Source organism: Comamonas sp. (assembly GCF_036666375.1).
Taxonomy (GTDB): Bacteria; Pseudomonadota; Gammaproteobacteria; order Burkholderiales; family Burkholderiaceae_C; genus Comamonas.
In genome coordinates, this window is sequence record NZ_JAVWWA010000011.1 from 10,143 (window position 1) to 30,417 (window position 20,275).

Below are 20,275 nucleotides of genomic sequence, written 5' to 3' on the forward strand. Positions count from 1 at the left end.
CACAAAACATCACACAAAATCACAGGGATTCCCCTTGGTTGTTCAAATTTGTGAAGTCGCGTACCATTTATTCACACTTTCACAAGACCTATGAACAAGCTTCCTCCCTTGCTGGGTTGCATCGCCGACGATTTCACCGGCGCCACCGACCTGGCCAACATCCTTGTGCGCGGCGGCATGCGCACGGTGCAGACCATAGGCGTGCCATCGGCCGGGCTGGCCGCGTCGCTGGACGCCGACGCCATCGTGATCGCGCTCAAGTCGCGCACCGCGCCCGTGGAGCAGGCCGTGGCCCAGAGCCTGCAGGCGCTGCGCTGGCTGCAGGCCCAGGGCTGCACCCAGTTCTTCTTCAAGTACTGCTCTACCTTCGACTCCACGGCCGAAGGCAACATCGGCCCGGTGGCCGAAGCGCTGCAGCAGGCGCTGGGCACGGACTTCGCCATTGCCTGCCCGGCCTTCCCCGGCGCGGGCCGCACCGTGTACCAGGGCCATTTGTTCGTCAACCAGCGCCTGCTCAATGAATCGGGCATGGAAAACCACCCGCTCACGCCCATGCGCGACCCCGATCTGGTGCGCGTGCTGCAGTCGCAAAGCCAGGCCAAGGTCGGCCTGATCGCCCAGGGCGCCGTGGCCCAGGGCGCGGCCAGCGTGCGCGAGCGCATTGCCGCGCTGCGCGCCCAGGGCGTGCGCCTGGCTGTCGCCGATGCGATCAGCGACGCCGATCTGGTGACGCTGGGCGAAGCCTGCGCCGACGCCCGGCTCGTCACCGGCGGCTCGGGCGTGGCCCAGGGCCTGCCCGCGAATTTCCGCCGCCTGGGCAAGCTGCGGGACAGCGACGCCGCGCAGCTGTCGCGCATAGATGGCCCGGCCGTCGTGCTGTCTGGCAGCGCCTCCACGGCCACCAACGGCCAGGTCGCGGCCTGGCTGCGCAGCGGCCGCCCCGCCTACCGCATAGACCCGCTGGCGCTGGCGCGCGGCGAAGATGTGGTGGCCGCCGCGCTGGCCCTGGCCGGCGTGGGCGAGACCGCGCTGATCTACGCGACCAGCAGCCCCGACGAAGTGCGCCGCGTGCAGGCCGAACTGGGCGTGGCGCGCGCCGGCGCGCTGATCGAGGAAGCACTGGGCCAGGTGGCTGCGCGGCTGCGCGCCGCAGGCACGCGGCGCTTCATCGTGGCCGGCGGCGAGACTTCGGGCGCGGTGATCCAGGCGCTGGAACTGCAGGCGCTGCGCATAGGCCGGCAGATCGATCCGGGCGTGCCCGAAACCCAGTCGCTGGGCGACGACCAGCCGCTGGCCGTGGTGCTCAAATCGGGCAACTTCGGCAGCGAAGACTTCTTCGACAAGGCGCTCAAGCACCTCGACGGGGCTGCGGCATGACAGCGCAGACCGATGAAGCGCGGCTGCGCGAAGAGATCTGCGCAGTCGGCGCGAGCCTGCATGCGCGCGGCTACACCACCGGCACCGCGGGCAACATCAGCGCGCGCCTGGCCGACGGCTGGCTGATCACGCCCACCGACGCCTGCCTGGGCAAGCTCGACCCCGCGCGCCTGGCCAAGGTCAATGCCGACAACGAATGGATCTCAGGCGACAAGCCGTCGAAGACACTGGCCCTGCACCGCGGCATCTACGAACGCAACGCCCAGGCGCGCTGTGTGCTGCACACCCACTCCACGCACCTGGTCGCGCTGACGCTGGCCGGCGTCGCCGCGCCCGACGCGGTGCTGCCGCCGATCACGCCCTACCAGGTGATGAAGATCGGCCGCGTGCCCTTGATTGCCTATGCGCGCCCCGGTGCGCCCAGCGTTGCCGAGCAGGTCGCGGCCATTGCCGGCGAAGTCCGCGGCGTGCTGCTCGAACGCCTGGGCCCCGTGGTCTGGGCCGACAGCGTGACGCGCGCCAGCCATGCGCTGGAAGAACTCGAGGAGACCGCGCGGCTGTGGCTGATGCTCGCGCCGCGCCCTGCCGCGCTCACGCCGGCCCAGGTCGCGGAACTCGAGAGCGCGTTTGGCGTGCGCTGGTGAGCGCTCGTTGAACGCCTAGAAAAAAACGCCGGCTGCGATCTTCTCGCGGCCGGCGTTTTCACTTCTCACCCGGGTGGGCTCAGGGCTGGAAAATGTCGCCCAGCACCACGCCTTCGCGGCGCGGATCGGCGCCGCCCTGCAGCACGCTCTGGCCATTGCGCTGCACGCGCATGATGGTGCTGATGCCGCTGGACTGCGCGCTGGTGGAGACCGTGTGGCCCAGCGCCCGCAGGCCGGTGATCAGCGGGTCATCGGCGCCATTGTTGGCGGTGTTGATCGCCGGATGCTCGCCGCCCAGCGAAGTGGTGGCGCTGTTGCTGGCACCGAAATCCACCAGCGATGTCGCCTGCTGCGCATCCAGGCCCCAGTCCAGCGCGCCGACCACGGTCTTGACCACATACTGGATGATGGTGCCGCCGCCGGGCGAGCCCGTGCCCATCAGGAAGTCACCCATGCTGCCGTCCGCAGCCTTGTGGAACACCAGCGTAGGGGCCATCGAGCTGCGCGGACGCTTGCCGGGCTCGAGGCGGTTGACCACAGGGGCTCCGGTGCTGTCCGTGGGCGTGGCCGAGAAGTCGGTGAGCTGGTTGTTCAGCAGGAAGCCCTGGGTCATGTGGAACGAACCCATGCTCGCTTCCACCGTGGTGGTCATCACCACGGAATTGCCCTGCTTGTCGACAATGGTGAAGTGCGTGGTGCCGCGCTCGTTGAGCGGCGTCACGCCCGCTGCCGGCGTGCCGAAGTCGCCAGCGCTGGCCGTGCCCATGCTCTTGGTGGTGCTGATCAGCGCCGCGCGACTGCGCAGATAGCTCTTGTCCAGCATCATGGCCGGAGAGCCGCCGGGCAGCGACACGAAGTCGGTGTCGGCCACGTACTTGTCGCGGTCGGCATAGGCCAGGCGCTCGGCTTCGCTGACCAGGTGCACGCCCATCACCGAGGGCTTGCCGCCTTCGATGTCGATGGCCGTGGGCTTGTGGCTTGCCAGGTCGAAGTTCTCCAAGATGCCCAGCGCCGAGGCAACTGCAATGCCGCCCGACGACGGTGGCGACATGCCGCAGACCCAGTACGCGCGATAGGTGGTGCAGACCGGCTCGCGGCGCTTGGCCTGGTAGTTGGCGAGATCGCTGAGCTCGGTCAGGCCGGGCGTGATCGCCACAGCGGGCGTGCCCCCGCTCGAGGCCTTGATCTTGTTGACTATGCCCTGCGCCACCGCCCCGGTATAGAACGCATCGGCGCCGCCCGCGGCAATGGTCCTGAGCGTGGTGGCGTAGGCCGGATTCTTGATGGTCGTGCCCAGCGCCTTGGGGCTGCCGTCGGCATTGAAGAAGTAGGCCACGGCCTCGGGGTCGCGCGACAGGCCGGCGGTCGCACCGGCAATGGCACTGGCCATGCGGCCGCTGATGGGGAAGCCGTCGGAAGCCAGCTGCTCCGCGGAGCTGAACAGCCCGTTCCATGCCAGCTTGCCATGGTCCTGGTGCGCGAGCTCCAGCATGCGCACGGCGCCTGGCGTGCCTATGGAGCGGCCGCTGGCACGCGCGCCGCCGGGCTGGGGCAGCGTGCGGTCGGCGTCGCTGACCCAGCGCAGGTAATTCTCGGTCGCGGCTGCGGGCGCGGTTTCGCGGCCGTCATAGGCCTGGACTTTCTTCTTCGTGGCATCGTAGTGCAGCATGAACGCACCGCCGCCCAGGCCCGACGATTGCGGCTCCACCAGGCCCAGCACCATCTGCACCGCCACCGCGGCGTCCACGGCCGAGCCGCCTGATTTCAGCACTTCGCAGCCCGCGCGCGATGCCAGCGGATTGGCCGTGGACACCATGTACTGCTTGGCATGCACCGCGGTCTTGCCCAGGCGATAGCCCGATGCCGGTTCCGGCGCCGCCGGATCACCCGGCAGGCCGGAGCCTACGACCACCGAGCCGGTGGAGCTGACCACGGCGCAGGCGGACTCGGCGCTGGCGTTGTCCGCATTGTCACTGCCACCGCAGGCAGAAAGCACCAGCAATGAGGCCGTGAGCGTTGCGGTCAGACGCCAACTGGGCGGGGTGGAAGAAGTGACATGGTTCATGGAGACACCTTTATGGGCTTTTGGAGGGAAATCGCGTGCCGTTGTCTGCGCGGCGGCTCCAGCCTAAGCACTTATCGGTTCGGTTGCTGCCATGGGCGGGACATGCGCAGCACCGATATGGCGCCATAATGCGCGCCGCCGGACAACGGCGCGCCATGTCACGCAAGATCCAGGCCACGGCGCGCGCGCTGCGCCGCGTCACCCGGCGCCTGCATCCTGCACGCCAATCGATTCGCCTGTCTCCCCGGCTCAGTCCCGATATTCGGCGACATAGCCAATGCCATGCACGGTATGCAGAAACTTCTTCTCGAAAGAGTGGTCTATCTTTCTGCGCAAACGCCCTATGGCCACATTCACCAGATTCGCCTGGTGCAAATTCTTGCTGCCCCAGACATTCTCGAACAGCGTCTGCCTGCTGACCGTCTTCCCCTGGTGACGCGCGAGATAAAGCAAGGTCGCAAATTCCTGTTGCGTCAGATTGATGGACCTGCCGGCGCGCTCCACACAGCCGCTGGACAGGTGTATTGTCAGATCGTCAAAAACGAGTTTTGACGTGACATCCGAAAGCAGCGTCCTTTTGCGCAGTTGCAGATCCACGCGCGCCAGGAATTCCTCGAAATCCACTGGCTTGACCACATAGTCGACTACCCCGATCTTGAAATGATGAATCTTGGTTTCCATTTCTGCATTTCTCGAAACAACGATGACCGGAGTACTCCTGGCTTTGTTGAAGCTTTCAATGAATCGAGAGCACTCATCGCCGACCTTTTCGACATTGACAATCAGAAGACTGTAGTTTCTCTCCAGGGCAGACTCACCGGCACGCTCGCAGCATTCAAACAGATCTGCTTTTCTGCCCATGCCCAACAGTTCTGTTTTTAGTCGCCGCGCAAAATCCCCGTCGCTATCAACAATGAGAATTTCCATATTCCATTCCTGTGAAACCCTGATTTCAGGCCAATGCCTGATCAAGAAATTTCTTCTGGTGCTGGGCCCAACGCGTGCCAATTCTCAAGGCATCACGCTGCGTTGAATTTGCCTGCGAGAAGAAAAGATTTTCCTGCAGCTTGACTTTCTGAAAGATCCGTCTTTGCTTCAATGCCCTGGCGCGCAGCGAGCCTTCGAGCAAGTCAGCAATCTCGCCGTGCGGAGCAAACTCCATGGCTGCATTGCGAATGGTCTCCAGCGCCTTTCTGCTGGCCGCGGGCACGGCCCTGGGCTCGGACAGATTGCCCTTCTTGATATGGAGATTGCGCTGCACCACCAGTCCCCAGGGGCGAATCGCAGTCGAGGGGTTGATCGACAGGGCTTCGAGCTTGGTCAGGCCGAAGTGCCGCGCCAGGCGCAGCCGGGTGGCGAGCAGGGGCGCGATCTGCTGCACCTCCTCGATGCCGGAGTTGGCCTCTTCCTCACAGCCGTTGACCTCCAGCACCAGCGTCTTGATGATGCCGTTGGCAATGCTGTCGCCGTGGATGCTCGACTCATACAGAAGGGACAGGCCTTTTTCCATGTGCTCTATGGTTTTGGCTTCCTTGAGCGTCAGCGCGCCCAGCCGCCGCTTGGCTTCGGCAATCCCCGAAGCCGCGGCCTTTTCGAGAAAGAAACGCGCCATCGACGGGTTGCCCACGGAGCTGCGGTAATCCGAGCACAGATAGAACAGGTCCATCCAGGCTTGCGCGCGCCCGTTGTCCGCGGCCTTGAGCAGCAGGGCGATGGCCTTGCGCAGGTTGATGGAGCGCGAGCGCTGCGAGGTCTCGATGAACTCCGTCTTGAGACCGGCGAGCATGCGGCCGAGCAGGTAACAGGAATGTTTGTCGCTGGCAGCTGCCGAGTGCTCCAGACTGGCCTCGATCAAGGTCGACGGGATCTTTTCCAGCTTGCGCCCGCTCTCCTCGGCAACCGAGACTATTCTTGCGATCGCTTCATGGATGGCATCGGGAATGCCTTGCGCATCGGGCGCGACCAGGCCCAATGCCTGCTCCGCCCTGCCGTAGTCGCCTTCACTCAGCGCCGCGCCGGCTTCGGCCGCGATGATGTCCAGGCAAGGAATATTGTATTTTTCGGAAATTCGCAACAATGCCTGGGCCAGGTCCTGATCGGCGCGTTGGGCCAGCACTTTCTGGATGTCTTTGCAAAGAAGGCCATCATTTCTGCCCCGCCAGAATGCAAGCTCGTCCAGATTCTTGCGGATGATCAGCAGCGTGATGAGCTTGATGCGCGCGCAACCATCCAAGGCCGCGGCCTTTCTGAGATTTTCAACCTGCGAGTGTTCAATGAGCTCCAGGATATCCAGATGCGAACAAATCAGCACCGCCACATCGTTCCTGAACTTCAGTGCGGGCGTGGAAAGATATTCAAGAGCGAGTTTGATGTTTCTGGGAAAATCCAGCACACCTTGCAGATAGAAGCCCCCCAGCTTTATTCTTGCCTCTAAATCACCGGCTCTTGCCAGTGCTCTCAGTCGGATATTGTCTCGTCTCATGGCATGTTCGGTAAAACCAAGCACACGCTTGATATTGGTGCTTTACGCGCACAGTCTACCGTCGGGCCGAAAAATCCAAAATGACATCATTATTAATTTTTTGTCACTTTTTTCACAGGCGTTTCACCCATCGTTTCGCCACGCAAAGATATGCCTGCCGTCGCTTTCTCTTTACGGTATGCAGCGCCATTCGGCCATATGGCTAGCGCTGGGTGGGCGGATAGGGATCAGCGCGCATTTTTCCTGCAGTTGCTGCCTAGGATTGCGGCTGATGTCTTCATGCATCTATTAATCATCTTGAAAACCCAAGGATTCGGAATGAAACTTCGCCCCACCCATGCAGCTGCACTGGCAGCCATTTTCGTCAGCGCCGGTGCCTATGCCCAGTCATCGGTCACCGTGTTCGGTATCGTGGACGCCAACGTGCGCTATGTGAAGAACAGCGACCTGTCCAGCAATGTGACGATGAACAGCGGCGGCCTGTCCACCGGTCGACTGGGCTTTCGCGGTGTCGAGGATCTGGGCGGCGGCCTCAAGGCCGGCTTCTGGCTGGAATCCGACGTGCTGGCCGACACCGGCAACACCAGCCCCACCGGCAAGTTCTTCCAGCGCCGCTCCACCGTGAGCCTGATGGGCAATTTCGGTGAACTGCGCCTGGGCCGCGACTTCTCTCCCGCGAGCCAGAACGTCGTCAAGTTCGATCCGTTCGGCGTGGTCGGCGTTGCGGGCTCCAATGTCACCAGCCGCATGCCCGGCACCTTTGCCTCGTACTACCGCCACGACAACGCCATGCAGTATTTCACGCCGGTGATGGGTGGCGCGCAGCTGGAGCTGATGTACGCGCCCGACGAAAGCGTCACCACCAAGGCCGGCCGCCATGCCGCGGCGCGCCTGGTCTATGACAACGGCCCGCTCAATCTTTCGCTGTCCTACGGCACGACCTTCGTCAACGCCGCGGGCGACAAGCTCAAGCAGACCGGCGTGGGCGCGGCCTACGATCTGGGCGCCGTGCGCCTGATGGGCTTCTACCAGCGCGAGGAGCTGCCGTTCGGCACCTACGGCACGGCCACGGCAGGCAGCGAAGACCGCGTTCTGCTGGGCTTTACCGCACCGCTGGGCGCGCACCAGATCCGCGGCTCGTATGTGCGCACGGACTCGCGCCGCGGCAACGCAGCGTTCAACCGCGCCGACGCCGACAAGTACTCGATAGGCTATATCCACAACCTGTCCAAGCGCACGGCCGTGTACACCACCGCTTCGTACATCCGCAACAAGAACGGCGCCAACTTCAGCCTGGTCGGCGGCGCACCCGGCCTGGCCGCCGGCGGCAAGTCCACCGGCGCGGAAGTGGGCATTCGCCACGCTTTCTGATAGATCAGCGGTTTAATCTCATTGCGCTTTGCCCCATGGCCCCGGCCATGGGGCTTTTTTCATGGCGGGCACGCCACGCTTTGAAAAAATCGCCCGGCAACGCGGATTTTTGCCTGCAACCGGTTTATCTTCTACGCGCACGCGCGACGATCGGACTGCGCGCCCACAACAAACCAGGAGACTTCCATGACCATCACCCGCCGTTCCGCCCTCGCTCTCGCTGCCGCCTCAGGCCTGGGGCTCGCCGGCCAGGTGGGCGCGCAGCAGGCGCGCGAAATCAAGATCGGCTATGCGCTGGCGCAGAACTCGCACTTCGGCGCCGGTGCGCTGGCCTGGGCCGAGGCGGTGGAGAAATCCACCAACAACGCCTTCAAGTTCAAGCACTTCGCGTCCAGCGCGCTGGGCGGCGAGCGCGAGCTGATCGAAGGCCTCACGCTGGGCACGGTCGAGGCCGTCGTGGTCTCCAATGGCGCGGTGAGCAACTTCGTTCCCGACGCCGGCGTGATGGATGTGCCTTTCCTGTTCCGCGACACCGCGCATGCGCGCGCCGTGCTCGACGGCAAGATCGGCGAGGACCTGCTGGCCAAGTTCCGCGCGCGCGGCCTGATCGCGCTGGCCTGGGGCGAGCAGGGCTTCCGCCATCTGAGCAACAACAAGCGCCCGGTGGTCAAGCCCGCGGACGCGCAAGGTCTCAAGATCCGCGTGACCGAGAACCAGACCCATATCACGGCCTTCCGCCAGCTGGGCATGTCGCCCACGCCCATGTCCTGGCCCGAAGTGATTGGCGCGCTGCAGCAGGGCACCATTGACGGCCAGGAAAACCCGGTCTCGGTGTTCACCTCGGCCAAGCTCTGGCAGGTGCAGAAGTACCTGTCGCTGACCAGCCATGTGTACGCACCCATGGTGCTGATCGTCGCCCCCTCGGTCTGGTCCGGACTCAATGACGCGCAGAAGAAGGCCTTTGCCGACGGCGCGCGCGCCGGCAGCCTGGCCTCGCGCAAGTTCGTCGACGACGTCGAAAAGAGCGGTGTGGAGGAAATCAAGCGCCATGGCGTGCAGGTCGTGAGCGAAGTCGACCAGGCGGCGTTCCGCGCCGCGCTGGCCCCGGCCTACAAGCAGTTCGCGACCAAGTTCGGCCAGAAGACGCTGGACGCGATCACGGCCGTCAAATAAGCGCCGCACAGGCAGCATCCTGACCCGCGGCCAGCGGGTCGGCTGCGGCGCGCGCATTCGGCGCCTTTCGCATGATATATTGCAGCTGCAACAATTGCATATGCAAATTAATCAGGAAAACTGCCCATGAATGCCGACCCGCTGCTGGCGCCTCGCATGCCCCCCGCCAGCCCGCGCGTGCGCGCCATGCTGCACGACCCCGTGCTGCCGACGATACTGCGCATGAGCTGGCCCAACATGCTGATGATGCTGGCCCAGGCATCGACCGGTCTGATCGAGATGTGGTTTCTGGCCAAGCTCGGCACCGACGTGCTGGCCGGCGTCGCCGTGGTCGTGCCCGTTCTGATGCTGATGCAGAACATGTCGCAGGGTGCGCTGGGCGGCGGCATCTCGGCCGCGGTGGCGCGCGCCCTGGGCGCGGGCAACAAGGCGCTGGCCGATTCGCTGGCCCGCCATGCGCTGGTGCTGAGCGCGGGCGTGGGCCTGGTCTTCACGGTCTTGCTGCTGGCGTTCAGCACGCCGCTGTTCCATCTGCTGGGCGCGCGCGGCGCGGCGCTGGATGTGGCGCATGATTATGGCCATGTGGTGTTTGCCGCGCTGGTGCTGATGTGGGCCATGAACGCGCTGGCCAGCGTGGTGCGCGGCACGGGCAACATGCTGCTGCCCGGCGCGGTGATCTGCGGCGGCGCGCTGCTGCTGATTCCCATCTGCCCGCTGCTGATCTTCGGCTGGGGGCCGATTCCGGCGCTGGGCGTCGTCGGCGGCGCCTGGGCGCTGCTCGCCTACTATGCGCTGGGCACGCTGGTGCTGGCCTGGTACTGCGCCAGCGGACGCAACACTGCCAGGCTGCGCGCCGGCGCCGTGCATTGGGCGCCGATGCGCAGCATTCTCACCGTGGGCGGCCTGGCCTGCATCAACCCCCTGCTGACCAATGGCCTGATCGCCTCGACAGCTGCCATCGTGGGCGCCCATGCGGGCTCGGCGGCGCTGGCCGGCTATGCGACCGCGGCGCGGCTGGAATACCTGCTGATTCCCATCGCCTTCGGCCTGGGCGCGCCCATGGTGGCGCTGGTCGGGGCAAATCTAGGTGCAGGCCAGCCCGAGCGCGCGCGCCGCATCGCGCTGGTCGGCGGCGCGATCGCCTTCGCCATCGGCGAGACCGTGGGCCTGGCGGCCGCGCTGTGGCCCGAAGCCTGGCTCAGGCTGTTCGGCAGCGACGAGCAGATGCTGGCGACCGGCGCGCAGTACCTGCGCATCGCAGGCCCGTTCTACGGCTTCTTTGCGCTGGGCATAGCGCTGTACTTCGCGTCGCAGGGCGCGGGCCGCCTGAAGTGGCCGCTGCTGGCCGGCGCGCTGCGCCTGTTCCTGTATGCGGGCCTGGGCTGGGCGACACTGGTGGTCACCGGCGCGCTGTGGGCGTTCTTCGCGCTCGGCGCAGTCGCCATGACCGCCTACGGCCTGCTCATCCTCTGGTCGGTGGCCTCGGGCAGCTGGTTCGCCAAACCAGGGCGCTAGCCGAGGCAGCCTCCGCGGGCCGGCGCGCGGCGCCTGGGGTTTTCGCGGGGGGGGCGGCGTCACGAAAAGCCAAGCCGGCGGCGCCTTGCGTCAAGTGGCACCGACACGCCGCCGTGATCATGAAACGGCCATGGATGCCGCGCCGGTGGCGCGCATCGTCCTTTCAACCCGCCCGCATTACCCCCGGTGAAACGCCATGAAAAACCCCCTCTCGCGCCTGCCCGCTCTCGCCCTGGCCTTGCTTTCCTCGTTTGCGGCCATGCCTTGTGCCTGGTCCCAGGAATGGCCGAGCAAGCCGATACGCATCATCGTTCCCGCGCCGCCGGGAGCGATCACCGACGGCGTCGCGCGCCTGGTCGGCGAGCAGCTGCGCATCCAGCTGGGCCAGCCGGTGATCATCGACAACAAGCCCGGCGGCTCGGCCGTGATCGCCGAGCGCGCGCTGCTGGGCGCGCCCGCCGACGGCCATACACTGATGGTTGCGCCCTCGAGCGTCTGGACCGATTTCCCGTTCTCGGTCAAGACGCCTTTCGATCCCCACAAGACGTTCACCTATGTGGCCGACGTGGCCAGCATGGTGCATGTGCTGGTGGCCAGCAACAGCTTTGCGCCCAGCAAGCCGCAGGAAATCCTGGAGCATGCGCGCAGGCACCGCAACACGGTCAGCGTGGCCAACATGAGCACCGGAACGCGCTCCAATCTGCTGGGCGATCTGCTCAGCGAGAAGAGCGGGCGCAACATCCTGGTCGTGCCCTACAAAGGCTCGGCGCCCGTGCTCGTGGACCTGATGGGCGGCCAGGTGCAGCTGACCTTCGATGTGGTCAGCAACGTGGCGCCGCTGGTCAAGTCGGGCAAGATCAAGGGCCTGGCCATTGTCTCGGCCACGCGCTCGCCCCATCTGCCCGATGTGCCCAGCTTCGCGGAACTGGGCATGGCCGATCTGGTCATGCCCGATGCCAGCGTGGGCCTGTTCATTCTGAGCAGCACGCCGCCGGCCCTGGCCGAACGCCTACGCCATGAAATGGAGAAAGTCATGCGCGCGCCGAAGTTCCGCGAACTGATGGCCGCCCAGGGCTTTGACCAGCCGCAGGAAAGCACGTTCGCGCAGCTGCAACAGCAGATGGCCGATACCGTGGAGCAGAACCGCCAGATCCTGCTCAAGCTCAAGATGCCGACCACGCCCCAGTGAATCGCCGCGCCTAACCGACCGCCGGACTGCGTGGCACGGCCGACGCCTGGGCCCGGCTTTCCTTGGCACTGGAGCCGAACTGCAGCTGGTACCAGCGCGAGAAACTGCTGGGCGCGCCAAAGCCCAGCAGCTGCGCGACTTCCCTCAGAGACCGGCTGCCGTCAACCACATAGCGGCTTGCCTGCTCCTTGCGGATATCGTTCATCAACGCCGAGAAGCTCAGCCCCTGGTCCGTGAGCCGGCGCTGCAGCGTGCGCGGCACCAGGCCCAGGTGCTCGCTGACCTGCTCCATGCTGCAGCGCCCGCTGGGCAGCAGCAGGAAAATCGTGCGCCGCACTTCGTCCAGCAGGGTTTCGCCGCCGGGCTGGTGCAGCGCGTCCAGCAGCTGCTGGGCATAGCGGACCATGGCCGGATCGGCGAACTCGTTGCGCTGATCGAGATCGCTCTTGGTGCAGACGATGCAATTGAATTCGAAATCGAACTCCACATGCGGGCCCAGCAGCTGATGGTGCACGCTCATGTCGCGCGGCGCCGGATGTTCGAAGCACACGCGCCGCGGCTGCCAGTCGCGGCCTATCAGCTGGCGGATCACGCGCACCATCACGCCCAGCGCCAGCTCGACGCGCTGGCGCGTGGGCTGGTGGGTGCTGCCCGCCATCAACAGTTCGCGTATCACCACGGTGTTGCCGCTTTCCTCGACGGACAGCGTGAGGGCGCCATTCAGGAACGCCTGATAGCGCATCAGCAGCTTGAGCGCATCGCGCAGGCTTTGCTGGTCGCGCATCAGCAGGCCCACCGCGCCCAGGTTGGAAAGCAGGCGCGAGCGCGCCATGCACAGGCCAAAGCTCTCGTTGCCCGACACCGTGGCCGCGGCCTGCAGCAGCCGCCCCACGCGCTCGACCGGAATCATCAGATCGGGCTCGTCGAGCACGCTGGGACTCAGATCGGCGTCCAGCAGCATGCGCACCGGATCCAGCCCCGAAGCCTGGGCGACTTCACGGAAATTGGTCAGGCAGGCGGCGCGTACCAGGGATGTCATCAGTAGCTGCTCATTGGCGCGAAATGCCAAACAAGCGTCACGGAATGCAAAGCGCAATGGGCCAAAAATTCACACACTGAAGTCATCGAAACATTCTAAGTGGGAGACAGCAAAAACATGACCCCTACGCTACTGATCATTCCGGGCCTGCGCGACCATGTCGAGACGCACTGGCAGACGCTGCTGGCCGCCGAGACGGCCAGCGCGCGCATTGTTGCGCCGCTGGAGCAGCACAAGCTCAGCTGCGCGGCGCGTGTCGCGGCCATCGAGCAGGCGCTGGCCGGCATGGCCGGCCCTGTCGTGCTGGTCGCGCACAGCGCGGGCTGCATGATGGTCGCGCACTGGGCGCGCCAGGCCGCGCCCGAAGACCTGCGGCGCGTGCAGGCGGCCTTGCTGGTCGCGCCGGCCGACCTGGAGACGCCCATGCCCGAAGGCTATCCCGGCGTGCAGCTGCTGGAGCGCCACGGCTGGCTGCCGCTGCCGCGCGCACCGCTGCCGTTTCCCAGCCTGGTCGCGGCCAGCAGCAACGACCCGCTGGCCGCGCTGGCGCGCTCGCGCGGCTTCGCGCGCGACTGGGGCAGCGAGCTGGTCGAACTCGGCCCGCTGGGCCATGTGAACCCGGCCTCGGGCCACGGCCCCTGGCCGCAGGCCCGGCAACTGCTGCAGCAGCTGCTGGCCACAGCCCCTCTTCCCGCTTGAATTCCCAGGAGACAACACCATGAACCCACGCTCCCCCCACACGAAACATGCGCTGGCGCTTGCCATGGCCATCGGTCTTGGCGCTTTCGGCGTCGCCCAGGCACAGACGCCCTGGCCGAACAAGCCGCTTCGCCTGCTGGTTGCCGGCCCCGCGGGCGGCACGGCCGATGCGCTCGCGCGCCTGCTGGCCGACGGCCTGCAGCACGGCCTGGGCCAGCCCGTGATCGTCGAGTCCAAGCCCGGCGCCTCGGGCGCGATTGCCATCCAGGAGCTCAAAGCCAAGGGCCGCGACGGCTATACCTTCCTCGTGATCCAGGAAGGCACGGTCACCGAATCGCCGCTGGCCTACAAGGTCAGCTACGACCCGTTCAAGGACTTGAAGCCGCTGGCCCAGCTCACGCGCACCGGCCTGGTGCTGGTCGCGAACAAGTCCGTGCCCATCACCAACCTGCAGCAGCTGATCGCCTACGGCAAGGCGCAAAAGGACGGGCTGGACTTCGCGTCGTACTCGGCCGGTCTCAAGGGCCACACTTCGGGCATGCAGCTGGGCCAGCTCGCCCAGCTGAACATGCGCCATGTCGGCTACAAGGGCTCGCCGCCCGCGCTGGTCGATCTGATGGGCGGCCATGTGCCGCTGATGTTCGACGGCCTGACCACCTCGCTGCCGCTGATCAAGGCCGGCAAGATCACGCCGATTGCCGTGGTCTATCCCACGCGCCTGGCCGAGCTGCCCAACGTGCCCACGTTCACCGAGCTGGGCTATCCGCAGATGGCCAAGGCCGGCTGGTTCGCGGTCTGGTCGCATCCGGATGCGCCGCCGGCCGTGCAGCAGAAACTGCGTGACGCCGCCATGGCGCATTTCCGGCAGGCGCCGGTGCTGGCCCAGATCCGCACCATGGGCATGGAGCCGCCGCTGCCGCTGACCCCGGCCGAGATGACCGCCGACCTCCAGGACGGCGCCGCCAAGCAGGCCGCGCTGCTCAAGTCCATCAACTACCAGCCTGAATGAAGCCCGGCGGGCCTGCCGCCGTTGAACGCGCAACGCCTGCCGAAAGCACTTCCGGCAGGCGTTGCTGCTTTGCACTGCCCCCGATCACACCCGCTCGAAGATCGCCGCGATGCCCTGGCCGCCGCCAATGCACATGGTCACCAGCGCATAGCGGCCGCCGCTGCGCTGCAGCTCGGCAATCGCCTTGGTGGTGATGATGGCGCCGGTCGCGCCCACGGGATGGCCCAGCGCAATGCCCGAGCCGTTGGGGTTGACCCGGGCCGTGTCCAGGCCCAGCTGCTGGATCACGGCGCAGGCCTGGGCCGCAAACGCCTCGTTGGCTTCGATCACGTCCATGTCGGCGATCTTCAGGCCGCAGCGCGCCAGCACCTGCTGCGTTGCGGGCACCGGCCCCATGCCCATATAGGCGGGATCGACGCCCGCATGCGCATAGCCGACCAGCCGCGCCAGCGGCTTGACGCCCAGCGCCGCCAGGCGGTCGCCGCCGACCATCACCACGGCCGCCGCGCCATCGTTGATGCCCGAGGCATTGCCGGCCGTCACCGTGCCGCCGTCCTTCTGGAACGCGGGCTTCATTCCGGCCAGCATCTCGCGCGTGGTTGCGGCGCGCACATGCTCGTCGGTGTCGAACAGCACCGTGCCCTTGCGCGTGGCGATTTCCACGGCAACGATCTGCTCCTTGAAGCGGCCGGCCTCGATGGCCGCGGCCGCGCGCTGCTGGCTGGTCAGCGCCAACGCGTCCTGCATCTCGCGGCTGATGCCGTAGCGCCGGGCCACGTTCTCCGCGGTCACGCCCATGTGCATCTTCTGCCAGGGGTCGTGCAATATGCCCAGCATGTAGTCGATGCGCGTGGCGTCGCCCATGCGCGCTCCCCAGCGCGCCGACATGTCGAAGTACGGGCCGCGGCTCATCGATTCCGCGCCCGCGCCTATGGCCACATCGCAGTCGCCCAGCGCAATCGCCTGCGCGGCCGACACGATGGCCTGCAGGCCAGAACCGCACAGGCGGTTGACGTTGAATGCCGGCGTTTCAACCGGGCAGCCCGCATCGATTGCCGCCACGCGCGACAGATAGGCGTCGCGCGTCTCGGTGGGAATCACATTGCCCATGACCACATGGCCCACGGCCTGCGGATCGAGCCCCGCGCGCGCGATCGCGGCATGCACCACGGTGGTCGCGAGCCGGGTATTGGGTACGTCCTTGAGCGCGCCGCCGAAAGAGCCTATGGCCGTGCGCGCCGTGCCAACTACGAAAATGTCTCGGGTGTTCATGGCGGGTGTCTCAGGCCGTCTTGCGCAGAAAGCCCTGGTTGCCGCCGTTGCGGTTGGGCGCAAAGCCGTTGGCCGCCAGCGACTCCTCCACCGTGTCGTAGAACACGCCGATCTTGCTGATCTCGCGCGCCTGTTTCGCGCTGGCGATGGGCCGGCCGAAATCCCGCGACATGCGCACCAGCTGCTCGATCTGCGAGACCGTGCTGGCCTTGGCGCTGCGGTCCTGGTTCCACAGGCAGTCCTCGGTGCCGCAGCGCACATGCAGGCCAGCGGCAATGCCCATCATGTTCACCGGCAGCACGTTGCGCACATTGCTTTCCACGGTCAGCACCGCGCCGTCGGGCACGGCGCGCACGAAGTTGGCCAGGCTGTAGAGGCTGGGCATGTCCATGCCGCCGCCGATCGCCACCCAGTTCATCACCAGCGGGCCCATGTAGAAGCCGCGGCGCATCAGGCGCTCCACGGATTCGAAGCTGTTGATGTTGTAGCACTGGAACGCGCTCTGGATGCCGGCCTTGGTCAGGCGGCGCACATGCTCCTCGACCCAGCCGGGCTGGGCGGGCACGGTCATTTCCTTGTAGGCATTGAAGATCGCCGGGTTCTCGCGCGAGGTGCCCTTGAAGTCGGCGTCCTCGGCCTGGTCGGTGACGTTCATCTGCGAGGTGTTGACGGTGACCGTCACCTGGTCGGGAACGGGGTCGAGATCGGCGAGCATATGGCGCGTGTCGTCGCTGAGCCACTTGGCCATTTCGCCTTCGTTCTCGGGCGCGAAGCTGATCGAGCCGCCGACCTGGATGATCATCTCGGGCACGGCCCGGCGCACGCCGGCAATCAGCTCGTTGAACTTGGACAGGCGCTTGGAGCCCTTGCCGTCCATCTCGCGCACATGCAGGTGCAGCACGGTGGCACCCGCGTTGTAGCAGTCCACGGCCTTCTGGATCTGTGCATCCATGGTGACCGGAATGTCCTCGGGGAAGTCCGAGGGCAGCCAGCCCGGCGCATAGGGCGCGGCGGTGATGATCAGGGGCTGCTGGTTTTCGGGGAACAGGTGGCCGTCGAGAAAGTTCATGGTGGTCTCCAACAAGGGGGTGGCGGACGCCGGCCGCGGGTGCGGTCCGGACGGCGTTTTCAGGCAGCTTCACTTTAGGACGGCCTGCGCAGCAGACCCTTGCCGGATCGCGCTGCACGCTTGGCATTTCGCGCCAGAGTGGGGGCCTCTGGGTAATGCCGGCCAGTTACCCGCTCTGCTGCTGAATGCCACCAGTGCAGTCACTCGGGGACCCCCTTCTGGCTGCGCCTGGCGCGCACAGGGCCCGGGCTGGTCGGTGTGCCGAAGGACACACCGACTTCGTCATCTGACTCGCCGCAGTTGTTCGAGCGCAGCGGCGCAGCCGCGTAGCGAGTTCTGCGGCGCAGCCCGGGACCGAGCACGACAGGTTGCCCGGAGCGCAGCGCAGGGTCGCAGACAGCAGGGGCGCGTTTCTTTGCCTCCTTTCTTGTCGCGCGACAAGAAAGGAGGTCGGCTGCCGGGCCGAGACCCGGCCTCGAAAAGCAAAGTCGCAGCTGCCGCTGGCACAGCCCCCAGCGAACAGCGGCACAACACAAGCGCCGTTTCCTGGGGACTCTTGAGCTCGCGCTTTCCGACCTGAGCGCCATGCAGCGTGGGAGCTACAGCATCGCTTCAATCAGCGTCGGCCCCGGCGTCGCATACGAGCGCTGCAGCGCCCGGCCCAGCGCCTGGAGATCGTCCACGCGCTGCGCGGCCACGCCCATGCCTTTGGCCAGGCTGGACCAGTCCAGGTCCGGGCGCCGCAGCGACAGCATGTCTTCGGCGCGCTTGCCGGGCGTGCCCGCGCCCACGGCCGCGAGTTCGCCGCGCAGAATGCCGTAGGCACGATTGACGAAGATCACCACCGTGATGTCCAGCTGCTCGCGCGCCATGGTCCACAGCGACTGCAGCGTATACATGCCGCTGCCGTCGCCTTCGAGCGCCAGCACGCGCCGGCCCGGCGCAGCCAGCGCCGCGCCCACGGCCGCGGGCAGCGCAAAGCCTATCGCTCCGCCGCAGCTCGTGAGCCAGTCATGCGGCGCGGCGCCGGCCGTGAGCGCGTCGAAGCCCCGGCCCGTGGTCATGGCCTCCTCGACGACGATGGCCTGGGCCGGCAGCGTGGCCGCCAGCGTGCGGCCTATGCCTTCGGGCGTGAGCGCGCCGGTCGACAACGGCTGCGCGTCCTGGGCCACCAGGGCCGGCCGCACTTTGTGCGCACCCAGCGCTTCGCTGAGCGCCTGCAGCGCATCCTGCGGTGCATCTTCGGGCGTGGCCAGCGTGAGGAACTCACAGCCCGGCGCCGACAGCCGGCCCGGCTGGTCCGGGTAGGCAAAGAACGCCACGGGCGGACTGGCACCGACCAGAATGATGCGCTGGAAGCCGGCCAGCGCCGCCAGACCGGGAGCGACCGCATACGGCAGGCGCGGCACGGCCACGCGCCCCGCGCCCCGCTCCAGCCGCGCGGTATAGAACTCGGCGCGCAGCGCGCAGCCCGTGGCCGCGGCAATGCGGCCCGCGATCTCGGTACAGCAGGCGCGCAGCGCACGGTCGCCCAGCAGCAGCAAGGTCGACTGAGGCTGCTCGCGCAGCGCCTGGACAATGCGCTCGAAATCGCGCGCGGGCTGTGGCGCGGGCGCGGGCGCCAAGGCCGCGACCGGCGCAGGCGCGTGGGGCACTTCGGACCAGGCCACATTGGCCGGCAGCACCAGCGTGGCAATGCGCCCCGGGCGCGCATTCGCCTGGCGCACGGCCTCGGCGCCGTCGGCCGCGATGTCGGCGACGCCGGCGCTGGTGCGCACCCACTGGGACATGGGCGCCGCGACGCCATGGATGTCGGACGTCAGCGGCGCGTCGAGCTGCAGATGCGCCGCCGCATGGTCGCCGACGATGTTGACGATGCCCGAGCGCGCCTTCTTGGCGTTGTGCAGATTGGCCAGGCCGTTGGCCAGTCCCGGGCCCAGATGCAGCAGGGTTGCGGCCGGCCGGTCGGCCATGCGGTAGTAGCCGTCGGCCGCGCCCGTGACCACGGTCTCGTGCAGGCCCAGCACGCAGCGCATGCCGGCTATCCGGTCGAGCGCGGCGACAAAGTGCATTTCCGACGTGCCGGGGTTGGTGAAACACATGTCGACCTGGTGGTCGAGCAGCGTGTGGACAAGCTGTTCTGCGCCGTTCATGGAAAAGTCCGAAGGAAAAAGTAAAAGCGGCCGCAGGCGGCCGCAGAAAAATCGAAGCGCCGAGCTGGACTCAGAACACGTGGCGAATGCCCAGATCGAAGCCCGAGGCATTGCCGCCCAGCACCGGCACCGGCCCCTGCTCGGCGCCCGAACTCACGGGCAGGCGCAGCGCGCCCCTGTTGGTGACATGCGCATAAGTGCCGTACAGCGTGGTGCGCTTGGACAGCGGGTGCACATAGCCCACGGCCAGCTTGCGCGCCGCGCTGTCGGCCGCGTCGTTGCGCTGCAGCTGCATGTAGCTCACGGGGATGTAGCCCGGGCCGACAGAGATCCACGCGCCCAGCTGCCAGAAGCTCCCGCGGCTGGTGCCCGACAGCGCGGCAACGGGAATGCGGGTCTTGTTCTGCCCGACCAGGGCCATGAGCCTGTGGCCCTGCCACTGGTAGGCGCCGCCGATATTGGACTGCACGAAGTCGCCCACGGCCGCGTTCTTCGTCGTGGCCGACGCCACGGCGATGTCGAAGTCCGCGCCGCCATAGCCCAGGCGCCAGGCGTAGAGGTTGCCGTCGCGCTTTGTCGCATCGCTGCCGGTGTTTTCGCCCGCGGCCAGCATGCCCTGGAAGAACAGGCCCTTGCACTGGAACGTGGTGCAGCCCGGCGAGAAGTAGCCGACGGAGTTCGACGCGCGAAAGCCCGTGGCTGTCGTGCCGTTGAGCACATGGCCGCTCATGCCCACGCCCACGCGGAACGGGTCGAAAGCAAACAGGTTCCAGAACGCCGGCGTGTAGTCGCGGCCCAGGCGCAGCTGGCCCCAGTCCTGGCCTTCGAGATAGACATAGGACTTGCGATTGAACGTGATGGCCCCGTTGGGGTTGACCGCGCCCGAGGCCTGGTTGTTGGTGTTGCTCGCCTGGCCCGTGCCGGTGTCGGTGTTGAGCCCCGACTCGAGCTCGAAGCCGGCCCACAGGCGGTCTCCCAGCGACTCGCGCCCCTTGAAGCCCAGGCGGCTGGCCTGGTTGCCGCTCGAAGTCACCATGTGGCGCGAACCCGCGCCCTCGCCCCTATACGACGACAGCGCCATGTCGACCACGCCGTAGACGCTGACGCCGGGTTGCCCCGCGCCGGTTTGCCCCGCGCCGGGATGCCCCGCGCCGGTTTGTGCCCAGGCCAGTTGCGGCGCCAGCGCCAGCACGCTCCAGAGTATTGTCTTGTTCATCA

16 protein-coding genes are annotated in these 20,275 nt (G+C 66.7%); 8 read left to right on the forward strand and 8 right to left on the reverse strand.

The genetic code is table 11. The features are described from left to right. Positions 1-90 precede the first annotated feature (90 nt). Entirely contained in the window at positions 91-1,377 is a 1,287-nt protein-coding gene (gene otnK / locus RR928_RS04300; protein WP_332681592.1) for a 3-oxo-tetronate kinase, read from the forward strand. Then, complete coding sequence (otnC, locus tag RR928_RS04305; RefSeq protein WP_332534120.1) at positions 1,374-2,021, forward strand: 3-oxo-tetronate 4-phosphate decarboxylase; 648 nt, start codon at positions 1,374-1,376, stop codon at positions 2,019-2,021. Before otnK ends, otnC begins: the two co-directional genes overlap by 4 nt. 79 nt (positions 2,022-2,100) lie before the next feature. Here otnC and RR928_RS04310 read toward each other — a convergent pair whose 3' ends face one another. The 3 genes from RR928_RS04310 to RR928_RS04320 all read right to left on the reverse strand — a co-directional run bounded on the left by RR928_RS04310 (position 2,101) and on the right by RR928_RS04320 (position 6,568). Continuing rightward, complete coding sequence (locus tag RR928_RS04310; protein WP_332681594.1) at positions 2,101-4,086, reverse strand: gamma-glutamyltransferase family protein; 1,986 nt, start codon at positions 4,084-4,086, stop codon at positions 2,101-2,103. 249 nt (positions 4,087-4,335) lie between these two features. Continuing rightward, entirely contained in the window at positions 4,336-5,013 is a 678-nt protein-coding gene (locus tag RR928_RS04315; protein ID WP_332681596.1) for a response regulator transcription factor, read from the reverse strand. A gap of 25 nt (positions 5,014-5,038) precedes the next feature. Further along, the gene (locus RR928_RS04320; protein ID WP_332681597.1) at positions 5,039-6,568 is read right to left on the reverse strand and encodes a hypothetical protein; all 1,530 of its coding nucleotides are present in this window, start codon (positions 6,566-6,568) and stop codon (positions 5,039-5,041) included. 318 nt (positions 6,569-6,886) lie between these two features. Here RR928_RS04320 and RR928_RS04325 point away from each other — a divergent pair, with 318 nt between their 5' ends. The 4 genes from RR928_RS04325 to RR928_RS04340 all read left to right on the forward strand — a co-directional run bounded on the left by RR928_RS04325 (position 6,887) and on the right by RR928_RS04340 (position 11,816). Beyond that, complete coding sequence (locus RR928_RS04325) at positions 6,887-7,939, forward strand: porin (protein ID WP_332534124.1); 1,053 nt, start codon at positions 6,887-6,889, stop codon at positions 7,937-7,939. 186 nt (positions 7,940-8,125) lie between these two features. After that, the gene (locus RR928_RS04330) at positions 8,126-9,112 is read left to right on the forward strand and encodes a TRAP transporter substrate-binding protein (protein WP_332534125.1); all 987 of its coding nucleotides are present in this window, start codon (positions 8,126-8,128) and stop codon (positions 9,110-9,112) included. A gap of 126 nt (positions 9,113-9,238) precedes the next feature. Next, a complete protein-coding gene (locus RR928_RS04335) occupies positions 9,239-10,627 on the forward strand; it encodes an MATE family efflux transporter (RefSeq protein ID WP_332534126.1) in 1,389 nt (462 codons plus the stop codon). A gap of 196 nt (positions 10,628-10,823) precedes the next feature. Further along, complete coding sequence (locus tag RR928_RS04340; protein ID WP_332547579.1) at positions 10,824-11,816, forward strand: Bug family tripartite tricarboxylate transporter substrate binding protein; 993 nt, start codon at positions 10,824-10,826, stop codon at positions 11,814-11,816. 10 nt (positions 11,817-11,826) lie between these two features. On the opposite strand, the gene RR928_RS04345 is transcribed toward RR928_RS04340, so the two are convergent. After that, a complete protein-coding gene (locus RR928_RS04345) occupies positions 11,827-12,855 on the reverse strand; it encodes an AraC family transcriptional regulator (protein WP_332547578.1) in 1,029 nt (342 codons plus the stop codon). Positions 12,856-12,972: 117 nt separating this feature from the next. Here RR928_RS04345 and RR928_RS04350 point away from each other — a divergent pair, with 117 nt between their 5' ends. Both RR928_RS04350 and RR928_RS04355 read left to right on the forward strand, forming a co-directional pair. Further along, complete coding sequence (locus RR928_RS04350; RefSeq protein WP_332681598.1) at positions 12,973-13,554, forward strand: RBBP9/YdeN family alpha/beta hydrolase; 582 nt, start codon at positions 12,973-12,975, stop codon at positions 13,552-13,554. A 19-nt stretch (positions 13,555-13,573) separates the two neighbouring features. Then, positions 13,574-14,563: a Bug family tripartite tricarboxylate transporter substrate binding protein gene (locus RR928_RS04355; RefSeq protein WP_442881901.1), complete on the forward strand. Its 990-nt coding sequence runs from the start codon at positions 13,574-13,576 to the stop codon at positions 14,561-14,563. A gap of 84 nt (positions 14,564-14,647) precedes the next feature. Here RR928_RS04355 and RR928_RS04360 read toward each other — a convergent pair whose 3' ends face one another. The 4 genes from RR928_RS04360 to RR928_RS04375 all read right to left on the reverse strand — a co-directional run bounded on the left by RR928_RS04360 (position 14,648) and on the right by RR928_RS04375 (position 20,273). Further along, positions 14,648-15,835 (reverse strand): acetyl-CoA C-acyltransferase family protein, encoded by a 1,188-nt coding sequence (locus tag RR928_RS04360; protein WP_332681599.1) that lies wholly within the window; start codon positions 15,833-15,835, stop codon positions 14,648-14,650. 10 nt (positions 15,836-15,845) lie between these two features. Next, the gene (locus tag RR928_RS04365) at positions 15,846-16,904 is read right to left on the reverse strand and encodes a 3-keto-5-aminohexanoate cleavage protein (RefSeq protein WP_332534131.1); all 1,059 of its coding nucleotides are present in this window, start codon (positions 16,902-16,904) and stop codon (positions 15,846-15,848) included. A gap of 599 nt (positions 16,905-17,503) precedes the next feature. After that, complete coding sequence (locus RR928_RS04370) at positions 17,504-19,057, reverse strand: acetolactate synthase large subunit (protein ID WP_332534132.1); 1,554 nt, start codon at positions 19,055-19,057, stop codon at positions 17,504-17,506. A 70-nt stretch (positions 19,058-19,127) separates the two neighbouring features. Continuing rightward, positions 19,128-20,273 (reverse strand): porin, encoded by a 1,146-nt coding sequence (locus RR928_RS04375; RefSeq protein WP_332681600.1) that lies wholly within the window; start codon positions 20,271-20,273, stop codon positions 19,128-19,130. Positions 20,274-20,275: the final 2 nt, after the last annotated feature.